Annotated in this window: 15 protein-coding genes; 9 read left to right on the top strand and 6 right to left on the bottom strand. The window is 40.1% G+C overall.

The window, feature by feature from the left end; translation table 11 throughout:
• Positions 1 to 58 precede the first annotated feature (58 nt).
• Together MR041_RS01385 and MR041_RS01380 are read right to left on the bottom strand one after the other, a co-directional pair.
• Positions 59 to 1,243, bottom strand: coding sequence for a pyridoxal phosphate-dependent aminotransferase (locus tag MR041_RS01385; protein WP_242091790.1), 1,185 nt, complete (start codon positions 1,241 to 1,243; stop codon positions 59 to 61).
• Positions 1,244 to 1,263: 20 nt separating this feature from the next.
• Complete coding sequence (locus tag MR041_RS01380) at positions 1,264 to 2,364, bottom strand: fatty acid desaturase family protein (RefSeq protein WP_242091789.1); 1,101 nt, start codon at positions 2,362 to 2,364, stop codon at positions 1,264 to 1,266.
• Between the two features lie 144 nt (positions 2,365 to 2,508).
• On the opposite strand from MR041_RS01380, the gene rsmG reads away from it, so the two are divergent.
• Both rsmG and MR041_RS01370 read left to right on the top strand, forming a co-directional pair.
• Positions 2,509 to 3,138, top strand: coding sequence for a 16S rRNA (guanine(527)-N(7))-methyltransferase RsmG (gene rsmG, locus MR041_RS01375; protein ID WP_242091788.1), 630 nt, complete (start codon positions 2,509 to 2,511; stop codon positions 3,136 to 3,138).
• Between the two features lie 264 nt (positions 3,139 to 3,402).
• The gene (locus MR041_RS01370; RefSeq protein WP_242091787.1) at positions 3,403 to 8,355 is read left to right on the top strand and encodes a DUF8202 domain-containing protein; all 4,953 of its coding nucleotides are present in this window, start codon (positions 3,403 to 3,405) and stop codon (positions 8,353 to 8,355) included.
• Here the strand turns inward: MR041_RS01370 and MR041_RS01365 are convergent, their stop codons facing one another.
• Both MR041_RS01365 and pruA read right to left on the bottom strand, forming a co-directional pair.
• Positions 8,356 to 9,312: a tetratricopeptide repeat protein gene (locus MR041_RS01365; RefSeq protein ID WP_242091786.1), complete on the bottom strand. Its 957-nt coding sequence runs from the start codon at positions 9,310 to 9,312 to the stop codon at positions 8,356 to 8,358.
• 680 nt (positions 9,313 to 9,992) lie between these two features.
• Positions 9,993 to 11,621, bottom strand: a complete 1,629-nt coding sequence (pruA, locus tag MR041_RS01360) for an L-glutamate gamma-semialdehyde dehydrogenase (protein WP_242091785.1) — start codon at positions 11,619 to 11,621, stop codon at positions 9,993 to 9,995.
• Between the two features lie 149 nt (positions 11,622 to 11,770).
• Here pruA and MR041_RS01355 point away from each other — a divergent pair, with 149 nt between their 5' ends.
• Positions 11,771 to 12,499 (top strand): NRDE family protein, encoded by a 729-nt coding sequence (locus MR041_RS01355; RefSeq protein ID WP_242091784.1) that lies wholly within the window; start codon positions 11,771 to 11,773, stop codon positions 12,497 to 12,499.
• Positions 12,489 to 13,490: a DUF6695 family protein gene (locus tag MR041_RS01350; RefSeq protein ID WP_242091783.1), complete on the top strand. Its 1,002-nt coding sequence runs from the start codon at positions 12,489 to 12,491 to the stop codon at positions 13,488 to 13,490. Before MR041_RS01355 ends, MR041_RS01350 begins: the two co-directional genes overlap by 11 nt.
• 123 nt (positions 13,491 to 13,613) lie before the next feature.
• Here MR041_RS01350 and apaG read toward each other — a convergent pair whose 3' ends face one another.
• Positions 13,614 to 14,000 carry a Co2+/Mg2+ efflux protein ApaG gene (gene apaG, locus MR041_RS01345; RefSeq protein ID WP_242091782.1) on the bottom strand — a complete coding sequence of 129 codons (387 nt, stop codon included), beginning with the start codon at positions 13,998 to 14,000 and terminating at the stop codon, positions 13,614 to 13,616.
• 85 nt (positions 14,001 to 14,085) lie between these two features.
• The gene (locus MR041_RS01340) at positions 14,086 to 15,333 is read right to left on the bottom strand and encodes a type IX secretion system plug protein (RefSeq protein ID WP_242091781.1); all 1,248 of its coding nucleotides are present in this window, start codon (positions 15,331 to 15,333) and stop codon (positions 14,086 to 14,088) included.
• Positions 15,334 to 15,490: 157 nt separating this feature from the next.
• Between MR041_RS01340 and MR041_RS01335 the strand changes: the two genes are divergently transcribed.
• The 5 genes from MR041_RS01335 to MR041_RS01315 are packed head-to-tail and all read left to right on the top strand — an operon-like array spanning position 15,491 to position 19,904.
• On the top strand, positions 15,491 to 16,846 hold the full coding sequence (locus MR041_RS01335) for a Na(+)-translocating NADH-quinone reductase subunit A (protein WP_242091780.1): 1,356 nt from the start codon (positions 15,491 to 15,493) through the stop codon (positions 16,844 to 16,846).
• Positions 16,846 to 18,072, top strand: coding sequence for an NADH:ubiquinone reductase (Na(+)-transporting) subunit B (locus tag MR041_RS01330; RefSeq protein ID WP_242091779.1), 1,227 nt, complete (start codon positions 16,846 to 16,848; stop codon positions 18,070 to 18,072). Before MR041_RS01335 ends, MR041_RS01330 begins: the two co-directional genes overlap by 1 nt.
• A 2-nt stretch (positions 18,073 to 18,074) precedes the next feature.
• Entirely contained in the window at positions 18,075 to 18,818 is a 744-nt protein-coding gene (locus tag MR041_RS01325) for a Na(+)-translocating NADH-quinone reductase subunit C (RefSeq protein ID WP_242091778.1), read from the top strand.
• A 47-nt stretch (positions 18,819 to 18,865) separates the two neighbouring features.
• Entirely contained in the window at positions 18,866 to 19,219 is a 354-nt protein-coding gene (locus MR041_RS01320) for a four helix bundle protein (protein WP_242091777.1), read from the top strand.
• 37 nt (positions 19,220 to 19,256) lie between these two features.
• A complete protein-coding gene (locus MR041_RS01315) occupies positions 19,257 to 19,904 on the top strand; it encodes an NADH:ubiquinone reductase (Na(+)-transporting) subunit D (RefSeq protein WP_242091776.1) in 648 nt (215 codons plus the stop codon).
• The last annotated feature ends 5 nt before the right edge of the window (positions 19,905 to 19,909 follow it).

Raw genomic sequence — 19,909 nt, 5'->3', positions numbered from 1 at the left:
TACAACAAAATTATTCGCGACAACCCAACAGGCCTTAAAGTTTTAAACCTTTATTTCTTTAGCTAACGGCGTTCTTAATCCGCTTTATGGCTTCTATAATTTGCGCTTTGGAGGCTGCATACGATATCCGAATACAATCCGGGTTACCAAAGGCATCACCCGTTACAGTGGCCACCAAAGCCTCTTCCAACAGGTAAAGAGAAAAATCGGTCGCATTATTGATAGGTGTACCATGCAAGGTTTTTCCAAAATAGTAGGACACATTCGGGAAAACATAAAATGCACCATCAGGAATGTTGGTCTTAAAACCTTCAATTCCGTTTAATAATTCCAATACCAAATCCCGACGTTCTTTAAATTCATCGATCATATATTGGACTCTCGAGGGAGGTTCATTTAAAGCAGTTATTACAGCACGCTGTGCAATGCAATTGGCACCACTGGTAATTTGACCTTGTAATTTATTACAGGCTCTTGCAATTTTTTCGGGAGCTCCAATAAAACCAATACGCCAACCAGTCATTGCAAAGGCTTTGGAAACACCATTTACAGTTATGGTTCTATCGTACATGTCTTCGAACCCAGCCATACTCGCATGACCGCCAATGTAATTGATGTGCTCGTAAATTTCATCAGACACCACATAGATATCGGGGTATTTTACCAAAACATCGGCCAGGGCCCTGAGTTCTTCTTTACTATAAACCGAACCACTCGGATTACAGGGCGAGCTATACCAAATCATCTTGGTTTTTGGGGTAATCGCATTTTCAAGCTGTTCAGGAGTCATCTTAAAATCTGTATCGATCGTCGTCTGTACTTCCACAGGAACACCTTCATTAAGTTTGACGATATCAGAATAACTTACCCAATACGGACATGGTAAAATAACTTCATCCTCCTTGTTCAACATCACACCGGCTATATTGGCCAGACATTGTTTGGCGCCTGTAGACACAACAATTTGAGAGGGGGTGTAATCTAGATTATTATCCCTTTTAAATTTGGTAATGATGGCTTGCTTTAAATCGGCATAACCATCCACAGGAGAATAGGAGTTATAGTTATCATGGATCGCCTGAATGGCTGCGTCTTTAATGAAATCCGGGGTGTTAAAGTCCGGTTCGCCAAGACTTAATCCAATAATATCTCTACCTTCGCCTCTTAATTCCCTCGCCTTCGCGGCCATAGCTAGCGTAGCCGATGTAGACATATTTAAAACTCTATCAGATAATAATTGCATGTATTTTTAATAAGTAATAGTTAAACGTGTAAGGCCGGTTTCACGCCCATCTCCTTTAAATGTTTAAAATGGGCAATAATGGCTTTACGTGTGGATTTGTATTCGTTGTATGGTAAATTGAATTCTTTGGCTGTTTCTTTAACGATCTTCGAAATCTTAGTATAATGAATATGACTGATGTGGGGGAAAATATGGTGTTCCACCTGATGATTCAAGCCACCGGTAAACCAATTCACAATTTTGTTTTTGGTACTGAAATTAACCGTGGTTTTAAGTTGATGAACAGCCCAGGTGTTTTTCATGGTGCCATCTTTTTCCGGTTTAGGCATTTCGGCATCCTCCATAACATGGGCGAGTTGAAAAACAACACTTAATATTAATCCTGCAGTGTAGTGCATCACAAAGAAACCTAACAATATTTTCCACCAGGCAATGTCTAAAAACAACATGGGTATCACTATCCAAATGCCCACATAAATCACTTTGGAAATTACTAATTTGCTCCAATTCCAAACTGGATCAGGGAATTTTCCATAAGATAATTTACGCTTCATGTAACGCTTCATTTGGGTCCAGTCCGTAGTAATAGCCCAATTTATAGTGAGCAGCCCATAGAGCAATACCGAGTAGTAATGTTGGAACTTATGATACCACTTCCATTCCGAATGCTCCGTAAATCGCAATATTCGACCGGCGTCTAAATCTTCGTCGTGGCCATGGATATTGGTATAGGTATGATGAAGCACGTTATGCTGAACTTTCCAATTGTAAACGTTCCCGGCTAATATATAGATGCTGCTTCCCATAAGACGGTTAATCCATTCCTTGTTGGAATAGGAGCCGTGGTTTCCATCGTGCATTACATTCATTCCCACTCCGGCCATTCCAATTCCCATGACTATGGTTAACAACAATTGCAACCAACCCGGAATATCCAGGGTCAGAATTAAGAAGTAAGGTGTTAAAAAAAGAGAAAACATCACTATGGTTTTTACCCATAGTTTCCAGTTCCCGGTTCTTTTAATTTCATTCTCTTTAAAATAGGTGTTGACACGCTTGTTTAATGTTCTGAAGAAATTTGCAGAATCTTTACGAGAAAATGAAAGGGACTTATTCAACATGCTATTAATTTTTTATGGAATTTAACAATGTGTTAATTGACTCCAATTTTGAGGCAAATATAGTTATAAACGAATGTAACTAATAACGTTTTAACGCAAAAAAATGTATATAAAAACTATATTTTTGTTCAAAATTTAACAAAGATGGACCTTATTCTTAACTATTTCCCGGAGTTGACAACTGATCAGATTCATAAGTTTCGAGGTCTTGAAGCGCTCTATAAAGATTGGAATCTAAAAATTAATGTTGTGTCTCGCAAGGATATAGAGGAGTTATATTTAAGACATGTGTTACATGCGTTGGGCATAGCCAAAGTGGTGCAATTTAGGCCCGGGAGTCGAATTTTAGATGTCGGTACCGGGGGTGGTTTTCCAGGAGTACCTTTGGCCATTATGTTTCCGGAATCCTCCTTTCACTTGGTGGACAGTATTGGAAAAAAAATTAAGGTCGTTGATGAAGTTGTTGCCGGTTTGGGCTTAACAAATGTCAGAACGAGCCATGATCGGGTGGAAAACGTAGAGGGACATTACGATTTTATTGTGAGTCGGGCGGTGGCCGTTATGCCGACTTTCGTGCATTGGGTAGAAGGTAAAATCGCAAAACAACAGAAGCACGATTTAAAAAACGGGATACTCTACTTGAAAGGCGGCGATCTGAGTACAGAACTTCAGAATTTTCAATCCGCACAAATATATAATTTGAAGGATTATTTCAAGGAAGATTTTTTTGTAACCAAGAAAGTGGTGCACCTCCCTTTGAGGTATACCCATTAAAATTGATCGCATAATTCATGAGATACACGACATGCGTTGCTTTATTGAGCGGGATAAAGACGTTTTTTGTGTATTTTTTCTGATAGTTTTGCTATTTTGGCGGCATAATGTTTAGAATTACCTACAAATAATGTAAGTATTTACGTTTATTTATCGATAAACGGTAAAAAAATTGCATTTAAACGGATATTTTGTACACTTTATCGTAAATAAATCAATAAAGATTCTATTTTTGGGCCAGTAAACGCTATTGGTAACAAATTTATGAATGCACTCTCAAATTTAAAGGTAAAGGTATTTGTAACGGCCCTCATCTGTTGTATCTTTTACTTTAATGGAAATTCACAAGGCGATATACAAGTTGAGATTATAGGAGGTCAGCGTGTATATGAGTACGATATAATAAGCATTACGGCCGGTAATGCCCTGTCTTTTAGAATTAGAAATGTGATTACAGGTGGTGGGAAATGTGCCAATTTAAAGGTGCAGGATATTACTTTGGATCCGTCCACCGGCTTTGCCTTGAGTCACGAAAATCTGCCCAAGAACATTAAACCGGAGGCCTGTAGTAATGGCGATAAATATACCGATTTTACCATAACCAATGTGAATGGGGGTTGTGCCAATAGCACCTTGGTAACCATTGCCCTCAACGGTAATAATGGCGATTTTACCTTTGAGTTTACCTTAGAGGGATCGCCGGAAATAAACGTCCTGGGAGGATCCCCTTTCGCCGATATTTCTCATGGTTCAACCGTAACTTCGGCAACCAATGGCACCTATTTTGGTGTGGTCGAAGAAGGGGCCTCCGTTACTCGAAACTTTATTGTAGCCAGTACAGGGAGTTGTCCCTTAGACGTCACCTCCATTACCAGTTCCTTAAGCGATTTTACTGTGGCACCCTATGTATTGCTCCCTGATTATACACCGACCGCCTTAACACAAAGTATCAATCCCGGATCCTATATTATTTTCATCATTACATTCACTGCTCCGATAACAGATCCTCAAACAACAGGAACGCTAACCTCTACCATTAGTATTTCAAATTCCGATAATACGACGTTTACCTTTGATGTAAGTGCAGAGATGTTCGATTTTAATATCCCTGGTCCAGGGGGTATAACGGCCGATTTCAGATTATGGTTGAAGGCCTCAAGAGGGATAACAAAAGATGGGAGTTCCAAGGTATCCAATTGGGCCGATGTCGGTACCAATAGCAAGGATGCCAGTGCGGATTCCGGAAAAGAACCAACCTACATAGACGATGCGAGTAACAATATAAACTTTAATCCAGTACTGCAATTTGAGAACGATGGTGGAAGTAACGAACAATTCATGTACAACAGTTCCAACGGCTTTTACAGCCAGGATATTTTTATTGTCATGGTTCCGGATACTGCCATGACAAGTGCATCTTCCAGAAACACCATCTTTGCCGGAACAGATTCAGGCAATGCCGGCGATATGACCGGTGTTGGTTTTGGAGATTATTCTTCTGAATTTACGGATGAAACCTTATCCTATCAGCAGGATGTACCTGGAGGCGGAAGTTTTAATGGTGAAGCTGAAATAAGCAGTTCTTACGCTACGGCCGGAATTATAAATATTAGGAATAATTCCGACACTACTCCAACGGGTCAGGAGATACTCTATAACTCCAGTATCTTAACCACGTCTTCAGTGAGCGATGTGGCCTTTGAAAATGTCGGTTCTATCGATACCATTCCGGAACCTGATGTTACTTTGGGTACCCCATACTGGATTGGTAAAAATTATGATGTGGCCGGAAGTTTAAATGGTCGCGTCGCTGAAATATTCACCTTCGCCGAGCGCGTACCGGATGCAGATAGACAGAAGATAGAATCGTATTTGGCCATAAAATATGGGATTACCCTAGGGAGTTCTAACGAAGCTCAAAAAGATTACATCAATTCTTTTGGCACCTCAGTTTGGGATGTGTCAGCCAATACAGGATTTAACTATCATGTTGCAGGAATTGGAAGGGATTCCATCTCAGATCTCAACCAAAAACAATCCAAGACCCTGAACACCACCAATGAAGTTACCATAGGATTGAATGGACTATTTTCAACCAATAGTTCCAACGTGAACGAATTCAATAAAGATGGCGACTTTTTGGTTTGGGGTAGTAATAATGGAGCCTACAGTGGTACAAGTACTAATACAGTTACTGTGGCAACGGGCATAACAACAAGCCTGACGAGGATTGACAGAGTTTGGAAGATCGTCGAAACCGTTGAAGATATATCCGGTGATGTGGAAAATGTATATGTTTCCATACCTTCAGCGGCATTCAGCAGTTTTACATTGGGCGCCGATGAGGAATATGCCTTAATTGTGGCTGATAATGCCAATTTTGCCAACAATCATATTATCGATGTCATTCCATTAAAATCTGATGGCAATGGAAATCTGCAGACCTGGTACGATTTTGATGGTACCTTATACTTTACTTTCGGGAAAGCGCCTAAACTTCAGGAAAATCATTCCGTAATGATAGGTTCCGACGATTATATGGTTGGTGAATCCAATCTCAACCTCAATATAAATGCCTTTACGATTTCGGCGTGGGTCAAAGCCGATGCGAGTCAGATGACCACCCGGACCATCATGTCCAAAGGAGATAAATTGCAATTACGATTGAATAGTGCACATCAGATAGAAGTTATGATGGATGATGCCGTGACACCAAGATTTACCTCGTCAATGGCCTTAACTGACAATAAATGGCATCAACTTACATTTGTCTACAACAGTGGAACTATATTTATTTATGTCGATGGTGTCCTGGATAAATCTGAACAAAATGTTGTGGCACCATCCCCTAATTATAACCAATTTTCATTAGGGGCCTTGTATATTGATAAGAACACCATTCAAAATCCATTTCTCGGACGCATAGACGAAATTTATGTTTGGGATCAAGCCCTTACAGAGCAACAGGTAAGGTATCTCATGAATCAGGAAATTGAAACTGTTGATTTGAGTGGAACAGATTATGTTAACGGTACCATATTGCCTCAGGCTGCGGTAAGTAATGAAGTAGCTTCAATTGAATGGAGCAAGTTAAAGGCCTACTATAATTTCAACTCGTTTTGTGGTTCAACGGCCGAAGGATTTTCCGATAACAACAATTTCTTAAGAATTAAATACCTTACAAAGGATAAATTGGTTGTTGCCTCACAAACAACACCATTACCTTATCAATCGGCATCCGATGGCGCATGGGATTCCGAAAGTACGTGGATGAATGGTTCAGAAATTATGTTGCCCAATGCCTTGAGCTTGGACGGGGAAACCTACATTGACTGGAATATAGTCGAGACCTCACATGACATTACTTCAGGAGACAGAAACATAGCGTTACTTGGATTGGTCAATACGTCGGGAACCATAACCATAGCCGATCCGAATGAAGCACAGGATGAAACGAATTCAGGGCAATCCTTAACCATTTCCCACTATTTGGAATTGGATGGGGTTATTGATCTTGTTGGCGAATCCCAGCTTATACAAAGTGAAGGCAGTATAGTTGATGCCGACAGTGGGGGTTATTTAGAGCGGGATCAACAGGGTACAGCAAACAGTTACAATTACAATTACTGGTCGTCCTCGGTAGGACCTATATCCGGTAGTTCATCAACAAGGGGAACAGGTGAAGAATATGTAAACACGAATTATACGATCTCTGGAATTTTGAATGATGGCACCACATCAGCCACTTACCAAAGCATTAATTTTGATTCCTCTACAACGGCTGCCGACGCTGAAACACCCTCCTCACCGGTAACCATTAGTACACGCTGGCTATACAAGTTCTATGGTGCAGCCGATGATTACAATGCCTGGACAAAAATTACGGAAACCTCGGCTTTGCTGCCCGGAGAAGGTTTTACCATGAAGGGCACATCCGGATCCATAGATATAAGCACGCTTCAAAATTATGTTTTTAAGGGCGTACCCAATAATGGAGATATCGCTTTACAATTAGATAAGTCATCAGGTGATGTGCAACGCTTAATAGGGAATCCTTACCCATCAGCAATAGATGCCAACGAATTCATTCTGGATCATATCAAATCTACCGATACCATAAATGGCGAGACCGGTAGAAATACAGTCAATGTGTTTAATGGGGTGTTATATTTCTGGCATCACTTTGGTGATACCGATTCGCATTATTTATCGGATTATGTTGGGGGATATGCAACTTACACCTTAATGGGGGGCACAGAGGCCTATTCTACCGATGATCGAATTGATAATTCAACGCCTTTGGTGGGAGGTGGAAAAGTACCGGAAAGGTATATACCGGTAAATCAGGGGTTCTTTGTCAGTACAGTATTACCCTCCGGTGTCAGTGGGAGTACAACCACAGTAGACGGCGGAACAATAACCTTTAAAAATAGCCAGCGCGTATATGAAACCGAAGGGGTTACCGGCATCAATGAGGGCTCATTGTTTTTTAAAGGAACGAATAAAAAACAGAAAGTCGAAACGGCATCAAGACCGGACGATAAACGCTCCAGGATCCGACTGGAATGTAGTTTTCCTTCGCAATTCAGACGAGAACTGTTAATAGGAGTTGATACACATGCCACAGATGGGTTCAACTTAGGATATGACGCACCTATGATTGATGTCAACCCGGATGATATGTATTGGATTCTTGAAAATAGTCCATTTGTCATTCAAGGAGTTTCGGGCTTTGAAACCGACAAGGATTTTCCAATAGGAATAACTGTAAGAAAGGAAGGGGAAATAGCTGTAGGAATAAAAGGTACAGAGAATTTAGATCCGAATTTTGAAATTTATATCTATGACCATGTTGCCAAAGCGTCCTATAGGATCAACGATGCCCCTTTTAAGGTGTTTTTAGAAGCAGGCACTTATGATGAGCGATTTTCTCTGGTATTTCGTGCTCGGGGAAAGCGGATAAACAAAAAAGAACATACGTTTGGAATGGAGATGGCCTATAAGGTTCAGGACGGATGGCTTCATGTTAAGAAAGTAACGCCTGATTATACGATTGAGACTTTAGAATTGTACAATTTGGATGGTAGGAAAGTCGGATCGGTAAAGCACACAGGATCAGAAAGTGAATCCAGTGCCATATTTGCCAATAAAGGCATTTATATATTGCATGTGAAAACCGATAAGGGCACCGTTAGACGGAAGATTGTCCTTGAATGATTACAGTTTCATTAATTCCGCAATCTCACTTTTAAAATAGAAATAGTGTTTGGAGTACCAGTACGTTTTCGAAAACTGTTCCAAGGGCTCTTGGTTGGCATTAAATCCTGTGATAGACTTCACCTTACTGAAATAGGTAGATGCCTTGTCTGAATCGTTCATTTTTAAGTAAGTCATGGCTACACCTAACAGGGCATCGAAATCCTGGGCATCATATTTTAAGGCGACTGAAAAATCTTGAAGGGCCTCCTCAAATTTTCCTAAAAATAAATTGGCAGCACCGCGGTAGAAATAGAGGAAGGAATTGTCCGGATTCCGTCGAATGGCTAAAATTAAATCGGTCTTTGCCTTTTGAAAGTAATTGATATCCAGAAATAAAACCCCGCGATTAAAAAAGGCATCAGAATCCGGGTTTATCAATATGGCAGTGGAATAATCCTTTAAGGCTTCTTTGTAGTTTTCCAATGCAGCATAGGCCGATGCACGAAGCGTATAGGCGATCTGTAGGTCCGGAATAGCTTTGGTTATTTTATTGAAATCTGTAATCGCACTCTCGTATTCACCTAAATCGTACTTCGTACAGGCCAAACTGTATAAGGCATCAATAAAGCTGTTATCGAGTTCATAGGCTTTTTCATAATCTAACTTGGCGCCTTCGAAATCTTCCATATTATATCTTGAATTACCCCTGTTGAAGTAGGTGTCGGCATCAGGTTCAATAAGAATGATTTTCGAGTAATCGACAATAGCACCCTGAAAATCCCCCAGATCATTCTTTGCCAGACCTCTGTAAAAATAAGCATCCAGGTTTTTTGGTTCCATTGCTATGACCTGATCGAGTAATTCAATTTTCTCATTTAAATCGGTAGCTCGAAGTGCCTGGCGATAGACCTTATTCGCTTGGCCAATTGAAAGCAGGGGTGCTATGATGAATAAGGAGATGAATAGCTTTTTCATTGCAGTGTAGTACACAAAAAACATGCCGTTTTTTTTTGAAAAATAAAGGTAGGATTATTTTTTAGAATATGTACAAGCGGAAAGAATTAATTGCTTTTCGCGTGGACCAGTCTGTAAAACTATAGTTTCCTACAATAGGGAAGTAAAAAAATGATATCATGTAGTAAAGCCGACTCAATTGCAGAATGCTTTAATTAAAGTAAAGTAACTTATCCTATGTTAGGCGATGTTGTAGTTCTATGAGAAGTTAGTGCGATAAAAATCGTGTAGTTAAACCGTATGAGACGGCCTGTTGCATGAAGATAACAAGAACTATAGTCCCTACTAAACATACAGTTTACAGGAATGCGTCTAAATCTTCCTAAGGGTGGTGACCGGGAGCATATTAAATTGTGCCTGTATTGTCATTGGGTATTGCCTATGCCTTTGCCATTTTGTAGGCATGTTACAACAAAATTGTCCTGTGAATTTCAAAAATTCACAGGACAATTTGAAAAATTCACAGGACAATTTTTATGGTCCCTGCTTATAAAATTATGACGTCATAAGGACAAAAGAAATGAAGGTTGCTTATCATTGGAAAATGCCTTAATCATCGATCGGTATATACGATACAGGTGAATGAAACTTCATCAATATCTCATTTTATTGCCGTTGACTCCGTGTCCATCGTTCACTTGCTACTCCCCTAAAAACGGATAACGATAATCAGTTGGCGTCACAAAGGTTTCCTTAATCAGTCGTGGTGACACCCAACGCAACAGGTTTTGTGCACTACCGGCTTTATCATTGGTGCCGGAAGCTCTGGCCCCTCCAAATGGCTGCTGACCAACCACGGCTCCGGTGGGTTTGTCGTTGATGTAAAAATTACCCGCACTGTTCTGTAAAGCCGTTGTTGCTTCCGAAATGGCATGTCTGTCAGTTGCCAGAACAGCACCTGTTAAGGCATACTCACTCGTGTTGTCAACTAATTTCAAGGTTTCTGAATAGTCCTCGTCTTCATAAACATAAACGGTTATTACCGGTCCAAACAGCTCAGTACACATCGTGGTGTATTTCGGATTTGTCGTCACAATTACTGTAGGTTCGATAAAATAGCCCTTGCTTTTATCGTAGCCACCACCAGCAATAATCTCGGCATCTGCATCCGCTTTAGCTTGATCGATATACTTTGCCAATTTGTCAAAGGACCCTTCATGTATAACAGCCGTAATAAAGTTGCCCATATCTTCGGGAGACCCCATTTTAAACGAGTCTATATCCTCCAGGACATACTTTTTAACCTGATCCCATAAACTTTTTGGGATGTAGGCTCTTGAGGCCGCACTGCACTTCTGCCCCTGGAACTCAAATGCACCTCTAACAATGGCGGTAGCAACCTGCTTCGGGTTTGCCGTTTTGTGGGCGATGATAAAATCTTTTCCTCCGGTTTCACCTACTATTCGCGGGTAGGTTTTATAGTGGTGTATATTGTTACCTATCTGTTTCCACAATTCTTTAAAGACAAAGGTGGAACCGGTAAAATGCAAGCCTGAGAAATCGGGACTGGATAACACCGTTTCAGTGATCATTACGGGATCGCCAAAGACCACGTTGATGACACCTGCAGGAACTCCTGCTTCCTTAAAGACATCCATGATGACCTTGGCCGAGTAAATTTGACTGTCACTCGGCTTCCATACCACCACATTCCCCATCAGGGCCATGCAGGACGGCAAGTTCCCGGCAATAGCCGTAAAGTTAAACGGTGTAACCGCATAGGTAAATCCTTCAAGTGGTCTGTATTCCACGCGGTTCCAAGCGTCATTGGTGCTTTCGGGTTGTTCCGCATAGATATCGGTCATGTATTGTACATTGAACCGCAGGAAATCGATCAATTCACATGCGGAATCGATCTCGGCCTGGTGAATGGTTTTTGACTGTGCAATCATGGTTGCTGCATTGATTTTGGCGCGGTAAGGACCAGCGATTAACTCGGCGGCCTTCAAGAAAATTCCGGCACGTTGTTCCCAAGGTAACTGGCTCCATGTTTTTCGCGCTTCCAGGGCCGTGGCTATGGCATCTTCAACATGCTTTTTCTCCGCTACATGATAGGTTCCAACCACGTGTTGATGGTCATGGGGAGGAGACATCGTTCTCGTGTTTCCTGTAACAACGTCTTCACCATTTATATACATTGGAATATCAACTTTACTGTTGAACATTGCTTTATATGCAGCAAGAACTGCTTCACGCTCAGGTGAGCCCGGTGCATAACTTTTAACAGGTTCATTCATTGCAATTGGCACATTAAAAAAGCCTTTTCCCATAATTTTTGGTTTTTAATATTGATTTATCACTAAATGGTCTGCAAAATTACGAATTTTCAAATGATTAGGGTGAGGTCTAAGTGCTAAATACGCGTTAAAATTTGTTTATTTTTTGTAAGTTGCCAAACGGTTTCAAGACTGAATAACCTATGTGCACAGTAACCATAATTCCAAAAGGAAAACGTGATTTTATTCTGACTTCAAATAGAGATGAAGCACCTGGCAGGACCTCTATGGCGCCTTCATTATATCGAATGAACGATACGAATTTACTTTTTCCAAAGGACGAGCTGTCCGGAGGGACCTGGATTGGTGTAAGTGAATTGAATCGCAGCGTTTGTGTTTTAAATGGAGGAATTGAACCACATATGAGACGGTCGGATTACAGAAAGAGTAGGGGCATTATGGCCATGGACTTTCTGCTTTTTAAAGATTTAGAAAGCGAAACAGAAACCTATAATTTTTACAATATTGAACCCTTCACCATGGTTTTAGTGGACTGGAATGAGGACTTAAAGTTCTTTGAATTGATATGGGATGGGCAACAGAAGCATTTTACCGAGTTGCCATTACAACCGAAAATTTGGTCGTCTACAACCCTATATACACCTAAAATGAAGCGTGAACGTCTGTCGTGGTTTGATGCATTCAGAAGCACCCATGGATTAGATGCGCATAAAATACTGGATTTTCATAAAACGGCAGGACATGGAAACAAGGATTATGGTGTGATCATGGATAGAGAGATTGTTAAAACAACCAGCATTACCCAGATAGAAAAACAAAAGGAGAAGGTGTCGATGCGTTATGAAAATCTTCAAAACCAGTCAGTTTCACAAAAAGAATTCACCCTTTCTACATTAGTTAATGAACAATGATGCTATTATTTTAACACTGGCTTACCCTGATACGATTGTCATGGTATCTAAAGAATGGTTTTCTCCTTTTCTCAGGTATTTTGGTATTGGCAAAAAAAATTACGTGAGAGCGGGACATGCAGCCCTCGTGCTGATTAAAAGGGCGAGCGGACATCTGGAGTATCATGATTTTGGTCGTTATATAACTCCGGAACCGACAGGGAGGGTTCGGGGTAAGGATACGGATAATGAATTGGATTTTCCGATAACTGCAGAAATTGAAAACGGTGTCATAAAAAACCTTGATTCTATTTTAAAGTTTTTGGCAACGCATCCAAAATTCACCCATGGTGATGGAAAACTAATCGCTTCCGTGTGCAGTGCGGTCAATTACCAGAAAGCCCGAGACCATATCACCGAAATGCAAAACAAACACTTCATAAGATATGCTGCTTTTATCAAGGACGCCTGTAATTGCGCGCGCTTCGTTACCGATAGTTTGATTGCCTCAGTCACCGATATGGGCATTAAAAGAAAGCTACAAAAATCGAAATGGTTTACGCCTAGTACGGTTGGTAACGTCGTACTGGCCGATACCGAAAATTATGTATATGAAGTTTCCGAAACTGGAGTGATTTCGCAATTTCAAGGTTCTCGTAGCAGCGAAAACATACGCTGCTTTTTGGATAGATTACAAAGCCATGAACCTAATTTTGTAGGGACCCTGGAACCTAAAAGCGTAAAAAACTTACATGTAAAGGCCCAATGGCTCTCTGGAATTGCTGCCGGAGCGTGGTTTGAGCTACACAAGAATGGGCATGACAGGGAATTTGATTTTAAACGCATTTCCCCTAATGGCAATATCGATGTTCAGGATACCTTTATTGTAGGTGATCATTCTTTTGACTACAGCTTAGATTTTGAATTCGTACACTATTCTAATTGTAAATTCTTCCATGTCAAACAAAACGGAAAAGTGTTTCGATTCGATAGAAAATACGTTTTAAGCTAATGTTAACGGAGCCATCTTGCCTGGCAAATTAAAACTTAAAAGGATAGAAAGGGACGCTCAATCTTGGTATAGTGATACTTGGAAAACCGGGTCATGGGAGCTCATAGTCCCGAACGTTACCCGTCAGTTAATGGCGAAGGGTGCACTTAATTTAAAAGTTGGGATGGATACCTTGAATTTTTTAGTCGTGGTAAAGTTAACCATGTTGTAATGTCCGAACATGGCCCCAAAGGGTGAGGTTAATAAACAGCCCGAGGTATAGGTATGCGACTCGCCCGGTTTTAAAACAGGTTTTCTGCCGATTACGCCATCACCTTTAACAGTTTCAACATTATTCAAGGCATCTAATATATTCCAGTGACGCGCCAATAATTGCACCGAATCTTTACTCTGATTCTCAATGGTTATGGTATAACCAAAGGCGAATTGTATTTTATAATTTTTATAAAATGACCCTTCATAGTTTGTTTCAACCGAAATTTTTATGCCTTTAGTAACTTGTTGAACCATGTTAATGACTGATAAACAATGCATTTAGGTTGGCTAAAATAATAAATTTTAGCTTCAGTAAATTACAAAAACCGTTAAAATGCAGTTAATTGGAGATGTTAACCGAACTTCCCTCTCCCAAACCTATAATTTTATCGTAACGCGCTCCCAAATCACGGTAATAAACCAGAACCTTATAATTGTTTTCAGTTTGATAAAAATTACCACTAATGAGGCCTTCATTTAGCGCGCCGCTCTTATCAACTGCAACATATTTGTAGTTGTAGAAGCCTTGTTTCAACAATAGGGCACAGTGGTAACGATCGGTGTATTCGTCGTAGATCAGTTTTGTGCTTTCATTGATAGCATAATTATTGAAGTTGCCATAAACATGTATCGCGTGTCCTTCCATGCTTTCATTGGGCAGCAATGAAAAATGCACCCAAACGTAATCGGCCTCTATCGAAGGATTATCGGCGTCCATATTAAGGATCACATAATTGCCATTGATATCCGGGTTATAGGTGTAGGGACGCGATGCCCTTTCAAAATTGGTGAATAGATAATTATGATAGATCTCTTTTAAATCAATGGCTTCAACACCTGTACTCGCTGCCCTGACATCCTTATTTTCAAAAAATAAAAATTCATTGCCACCCCAAAAACTCGATTCCGAATCATATTTATACAGGAGCTGGTTGCCAACAGTAAATTGCGGTCTCAGATCTGTTATGGCAGTTTTAAGATTGTTATTTTGAACGATTACTGTTTTTACCGTTTGCTTGGGGTTATTAAGTCGCATATTAATTGGCGAAATAACCAGTTCAACCCTCTGCTTTTCCTCAATGTAATCAAGATCTCTAGAGCGCTTTAAGGTTACCCCAACATTAGCTTTATCCTCATAGATCATAAATTTTCTTGAGAATACCAAATCACCATAGCTATCGTAAATACTGATCAGATAGTTGCCGGAGACTTTTAGTTTTCGAGTTTGGTTGTTCGGGATGGTAAGTTTATAATGGGAGTATATCTGGTAAGTGTTAAATGAATTTTCGTAATTTCTTATGCGCTGGTTATCATAGCCTTCCATGTATTCAGATTGAACCAAAATAGAGGGCGTCCAGTCAAAATCGTAGTGTTTTATCTTGTAGTAATAATCGTCTTCGTTGCCGTTGAGTGCGTCAAATTCCAATACCAGATATTCACCTAAACGCAGCACTGGCAATTGGCTTTCAGGGGTGTTTCCTTTAAAATTCACAGTGCCAATATAATCCGGTGGATCAACTTCTTCCACCTGAGGGAATACGATCAACGGGAACAGCAGGATAAGACACAAGGCATATTTAAGAATCATTAATTCTGATGATTTTTGGTAAATATAAACAAAATTCATTCCGAAAGCCGAATGAGAAAATTTGAGAATAAATTTATAGGTTAATATTATAATAACTGTATATTAAATTTGTATTTTTGCACCGATTTTTAGACAACTCATATTCAATATAATAAATATGTCAAACGACATTCGTATTAAAAAAGGTCTGGATATTAAACTAAAGGGTGAAGCTGAGAAAACACTAGAACAGGCTATAATCAGTAACTACTGCACCGTAAGACCAGAAGATTTTCACGGAACAATTCCAAAACTTATTGCAAAAGAAGGGACTCAAATAAAAGCTGGGGAAACCTTATTTTATGATAAGGCGAACGAAGCCATTAAATTTGCATCCCCGGTCTCCGGCAAGGTAATGGAAGTGGTTCGTGGACCAAAGAGACGTATTGATGCCATAAAAATTGAGGCAGATAAAACCCAGGATTATTACGATTTTGGTGTGTTTGATGTCAACACGGCTAAGCCGGAAGCTTTGAAAGCACATTTGTTGGCGTCGGGATGCTGGCCATTCATAAAACAACGTCCTTACGATGTTATTGCCAAACCGGATAAGACGCCGAAGGCCATTTTTGTATCTGCTTATGCCAGTGCACCATTGGCTGCTGATCTGGATTTTGCACTTCAGGGTAAGACAAAGGAATTGCAAACAGCTATTTTGGCATTAGGCAAACTTACTGAAGGTCAGGTTCATGTTTCAGTGGGTAAACAATCAAAATCCCCGTTCGAAGGACTGTCCGGTATGACATTACATAAGGTGTCAGGGCCTCACCCATCAGGTAATGTTGGGACACAAATCAATAAGATCGATCCGGTAAACAAAGGAGAAATTGTTTGGACTGTAAATCCGCAAGATTTGGTTATTATTGGAGAGTTACTGCTTACCGGGAAATTTAATGCAGAGCGTATTGTGGCTTTGGCAGGGTCTTCTGTTGAAAGCCCCAGATATTTTAAAACACGCATAGGGAGTGAAGTTTCTACCATGATTTATGATAAGGGCATTGCGAAAGATGCACACGTGCGCGTCATTTCCGGCAATGTCTTGACCGGCAAGCAGGTGCCACCGGATGGGGCATTAGACTATTACAGTAATGTTATTTCTGTAATTCCGGAAGGCGATGACTACGAGTTCTTTGGCTGGAATAAACCGATATTCGATAAAGTGTCGACGTCTAGGGCGCTGACCTTCTCCTGGTTAAATCCCGGTAAGAAATACGATTTAAATACCAATACAAATGGGGAACATCGCGCTTTTGTAGTCACCGGTAATTATGAAGAAGTGTTCCCGCTTGATATTTACCCGATGCAAATTTTAAAAGCATGTATGTATAAAGACCTTGACGAGATGGAGGCTCTGGGCATGTATGAGGTGGCTCCGGAAGATTTTGCATTAACGGAATTTATTTGTGTGTCGAAACAACCACATCAAAGAATAATAAGAGAAGGATTGGATTTAATGCTTAAAGAGATAGGATAATGAGTTTAAAAAGTAAGTTACATAATTTCAAGGAAAAGCATAGAAGTAAAAAATGGTTGCCTGCTTTTTCTGCTATTCACACGTTTTTATTCATGCCTAACGAAACCACCCACGGTGGTACCCATATAAAGGCGGCTGACGATTTAAAGCGTACCATGAATATTGTTATCATGGCGATGATACCATGTTTGATTTTCGGAATGTTCAATGCCGGATATCAACATCATTTGGCATTTGGTGAAATTCAGGCGGTATCACAAGGATTCTTCAGTCCTGAATTCTGGACCATGGAAAACTTTTTAGTCGGTTTTTGGAAAATAATACCACTGGTCATTGTTTCCTACGGTGTCGGATTGGGTATAGAATTCATATTTGCAATAATTAAGGGTCACGAAGTGGAAGAAGGGTATTTGGTTACCGGTATGCTGGTGCCTCTTATCGTTCCGGTGGATACACCATTATGGATGTTGGCTGTGGCCGTTGTGTTTGGTGTGGTGATTGGAAAGGAAGTCTTTGGAGGAACAGGAATGAATATCCTTAATCCAGCACTAACCATACGTGCGTTCCTGTTTTTTGCCTATCCTACCTGGATGAGTGGTGATAAGGTATGGGTTCATGGCGCTGTAGAACGTGCAAATGAGATTGCGTCTGGTGCTAATTTGGACGCCGTATCCGGTGAAACCATTTTAGGAAGTTTAGCACAAGGATTACAACACGATTATTCCATAAGTGAGATGTTCCTTGGGTTCATTCCTGGTTCTGTTGGGGAGACATCGGCCATACTGATTCTGTTAGGCGGTTTATTTCTCATATTTACAAAAATTGGCAGCTGGAGAATCATGTTGTCCTCTGTGCTTGGAGCAATTGCAATGGGATTGATATTTAATAGTGTCGTTGACGCCGGTATCATTACAGAAGGCAGTAAATTTTATGGCTTGATGAGCACCGTTTGGTGGCATCATTTAATTATCGGCGGATTTGCATTTGGTACGGTGTTTATGGCAACAGACCCTGTTACTGCGTCTCAAACGAATAAGGGTAAATGGATCTATGGATTTTTAGTTGGGTTCATTTCTATAATGATACGGGTCTTCAACCCTGCCTATCCGGAAGGTGTAATGTTGGCGATATTGTTAATGAACGTATTTGCGCCAACAATAGATCATTATGTCGTTAGAGGAAACGTAAAGAAGAGAATGAAACGATTAAAAGTTAAAACTGCTTAACTATGGAAAAGAGAACCGAAAAAAACGTCTACACTATATTGTTTTCTATTGGAATGGTGATTGTCGTTGGATCACTGCTGGCCTTTGCGGCATCCGCGTTAAAACCCACTATAGATGAGAATAAACGCCTTGAGAAGCAACAAAACATCTTGTATGCAATGGGTGTGAATGAAAATGACGAAAGCAGTGCCAATTTTGTATCGACGGATGTTGCGCCGGAGTTATTCGATCAATACATTACCAAACAACTGGTCATTCAGGGCAATGACATCACAGAGGATGATCAGGCCTACTTAATCGATGTTAAAAAAGAACAGGCCAATGCCAAGGCCGGATTAGAAAGGAAATTACCTGTGTTCATTGGTGAAAAGGACGGTAAGACTTATTATATAGCTCCGATTTATGGAAAAGGATTATGGGATGCGATTTGGGCCTATGTCGCTATGGACGAAGATATGGTTATTCAGGGGGCTTATTTTGATCATAAAGGGGAAACCCCTGGTTTAGGAGCGAATATAAAACAGCGATTTTTTATGGACGACTTTATTGGTGAGCACCTAAAATCGGATGGAAAGTTTGTGGGAATAGATGTTGCCAAAAGTAATGCCGATCCTAAAAATGAAGACAAGACAGATAATGAGGTAGATGCCATAGCGGGAGCTACGATCACAGGAAACGGTGTAGCAGCTATGATTAAGAGCGATTTAAAGCTTTATGTACCATTCTTTAACAATTTAAAAAAATAGGTTTGAGTTGAAAGTGCACTGAGGTGCCTTGAATACTTGAAGTTAATATGACGAATAAAGAATTCGCTGAAATATTGGAAAAGCGAACAACACAATTTGCAATACAGATCATTAATCTGTCGGCAAGTTTACCGCATACAACAGAGTCGCTAGTTGTTAAAAATCAACTAACCAAATCTGGAACAAGTATAGGTGCAAATTATAGAGAAGCCAATAGAAGTAGGAGTAAAAAAGATTTTAAGAATAAGATTAAAATTTGTTTGGGAGAAGCCAGTGAGACCGAATATTGGTTGGAAATTATAGAAGAAATTAATTGGATAAATAAAAATAAAATGGACTTTATAAGGAAAGAGATAAAAGAATTTATGGCTATTTTCACATCGATTGCTAATAAACTCTAGGCATTTCAAGTACTTAAAATTGTAAACACTTTAAAATATGGCACTTTTATCTAAGAAGGACAGCAAGTTAATATTAGACCCGTTAACGGATAACAACCCGATTACCATACAGGTTTTGGGAATTTGTTCTGCTCTGGCCATTACTGCAGAGTTAAATGCCTCTATCGTTATGGCTATTTCGGTACTCTTTGTATTGGGGCTGGGTAATGTGGTTATTTCCCTGATGCGAAATATCATTCCTTCCAAAATTAGAATTATCGTTCAATTGGTGGTAGTGGCTACCCTGGTAATTATAGTAGATCAGGTTTTAAAGGCTTTTGCCTATGAATTAAGTAAAACCTTATCGGTTTTTGTCGGGTTGATTATTACCAATTGTATTATCATGGGTCGTTTTGAGGCCTTTGCCTTGGGGAATGGACCATGGCGTTCTTTCCTGGATGGTGTTGGAAATGCCGCCGGCTATGGTATCATATTAGTTATCGTAGGGTTCTTTAGGGAACTATTGGGCTCAGGAACATTACTCGGTTTTAAAGTTCTTGGAGATCCAATAGAGAAAACCGGGATATATGCCATTGGTTATGAAAACAACGGGTTCATGTTATTATCTCCCATGGCCCTGATTGTAGTTGGTATTATTATCTGGGTGCAACGTACACGAAATAAAGCATTAGTAGAAGATCATTAATTGAT

The sequence above is a fragment of the Aestuariivivens sediminicola genome, assembly GCF_022662015.1.
GTDB classification, from domain to species: Bacteria; Bacteroidota; Bacteroidia; order Flavobacteriales; family Flavobacteriaceae; genus Aestuariivivens; species Aestuariivivens sediminicola.
The sequence above is the reverse complement of the archived record's forward strand: the minus strand, read 5'-3'. Positions and strand labels throughout refer to the sequence as shown.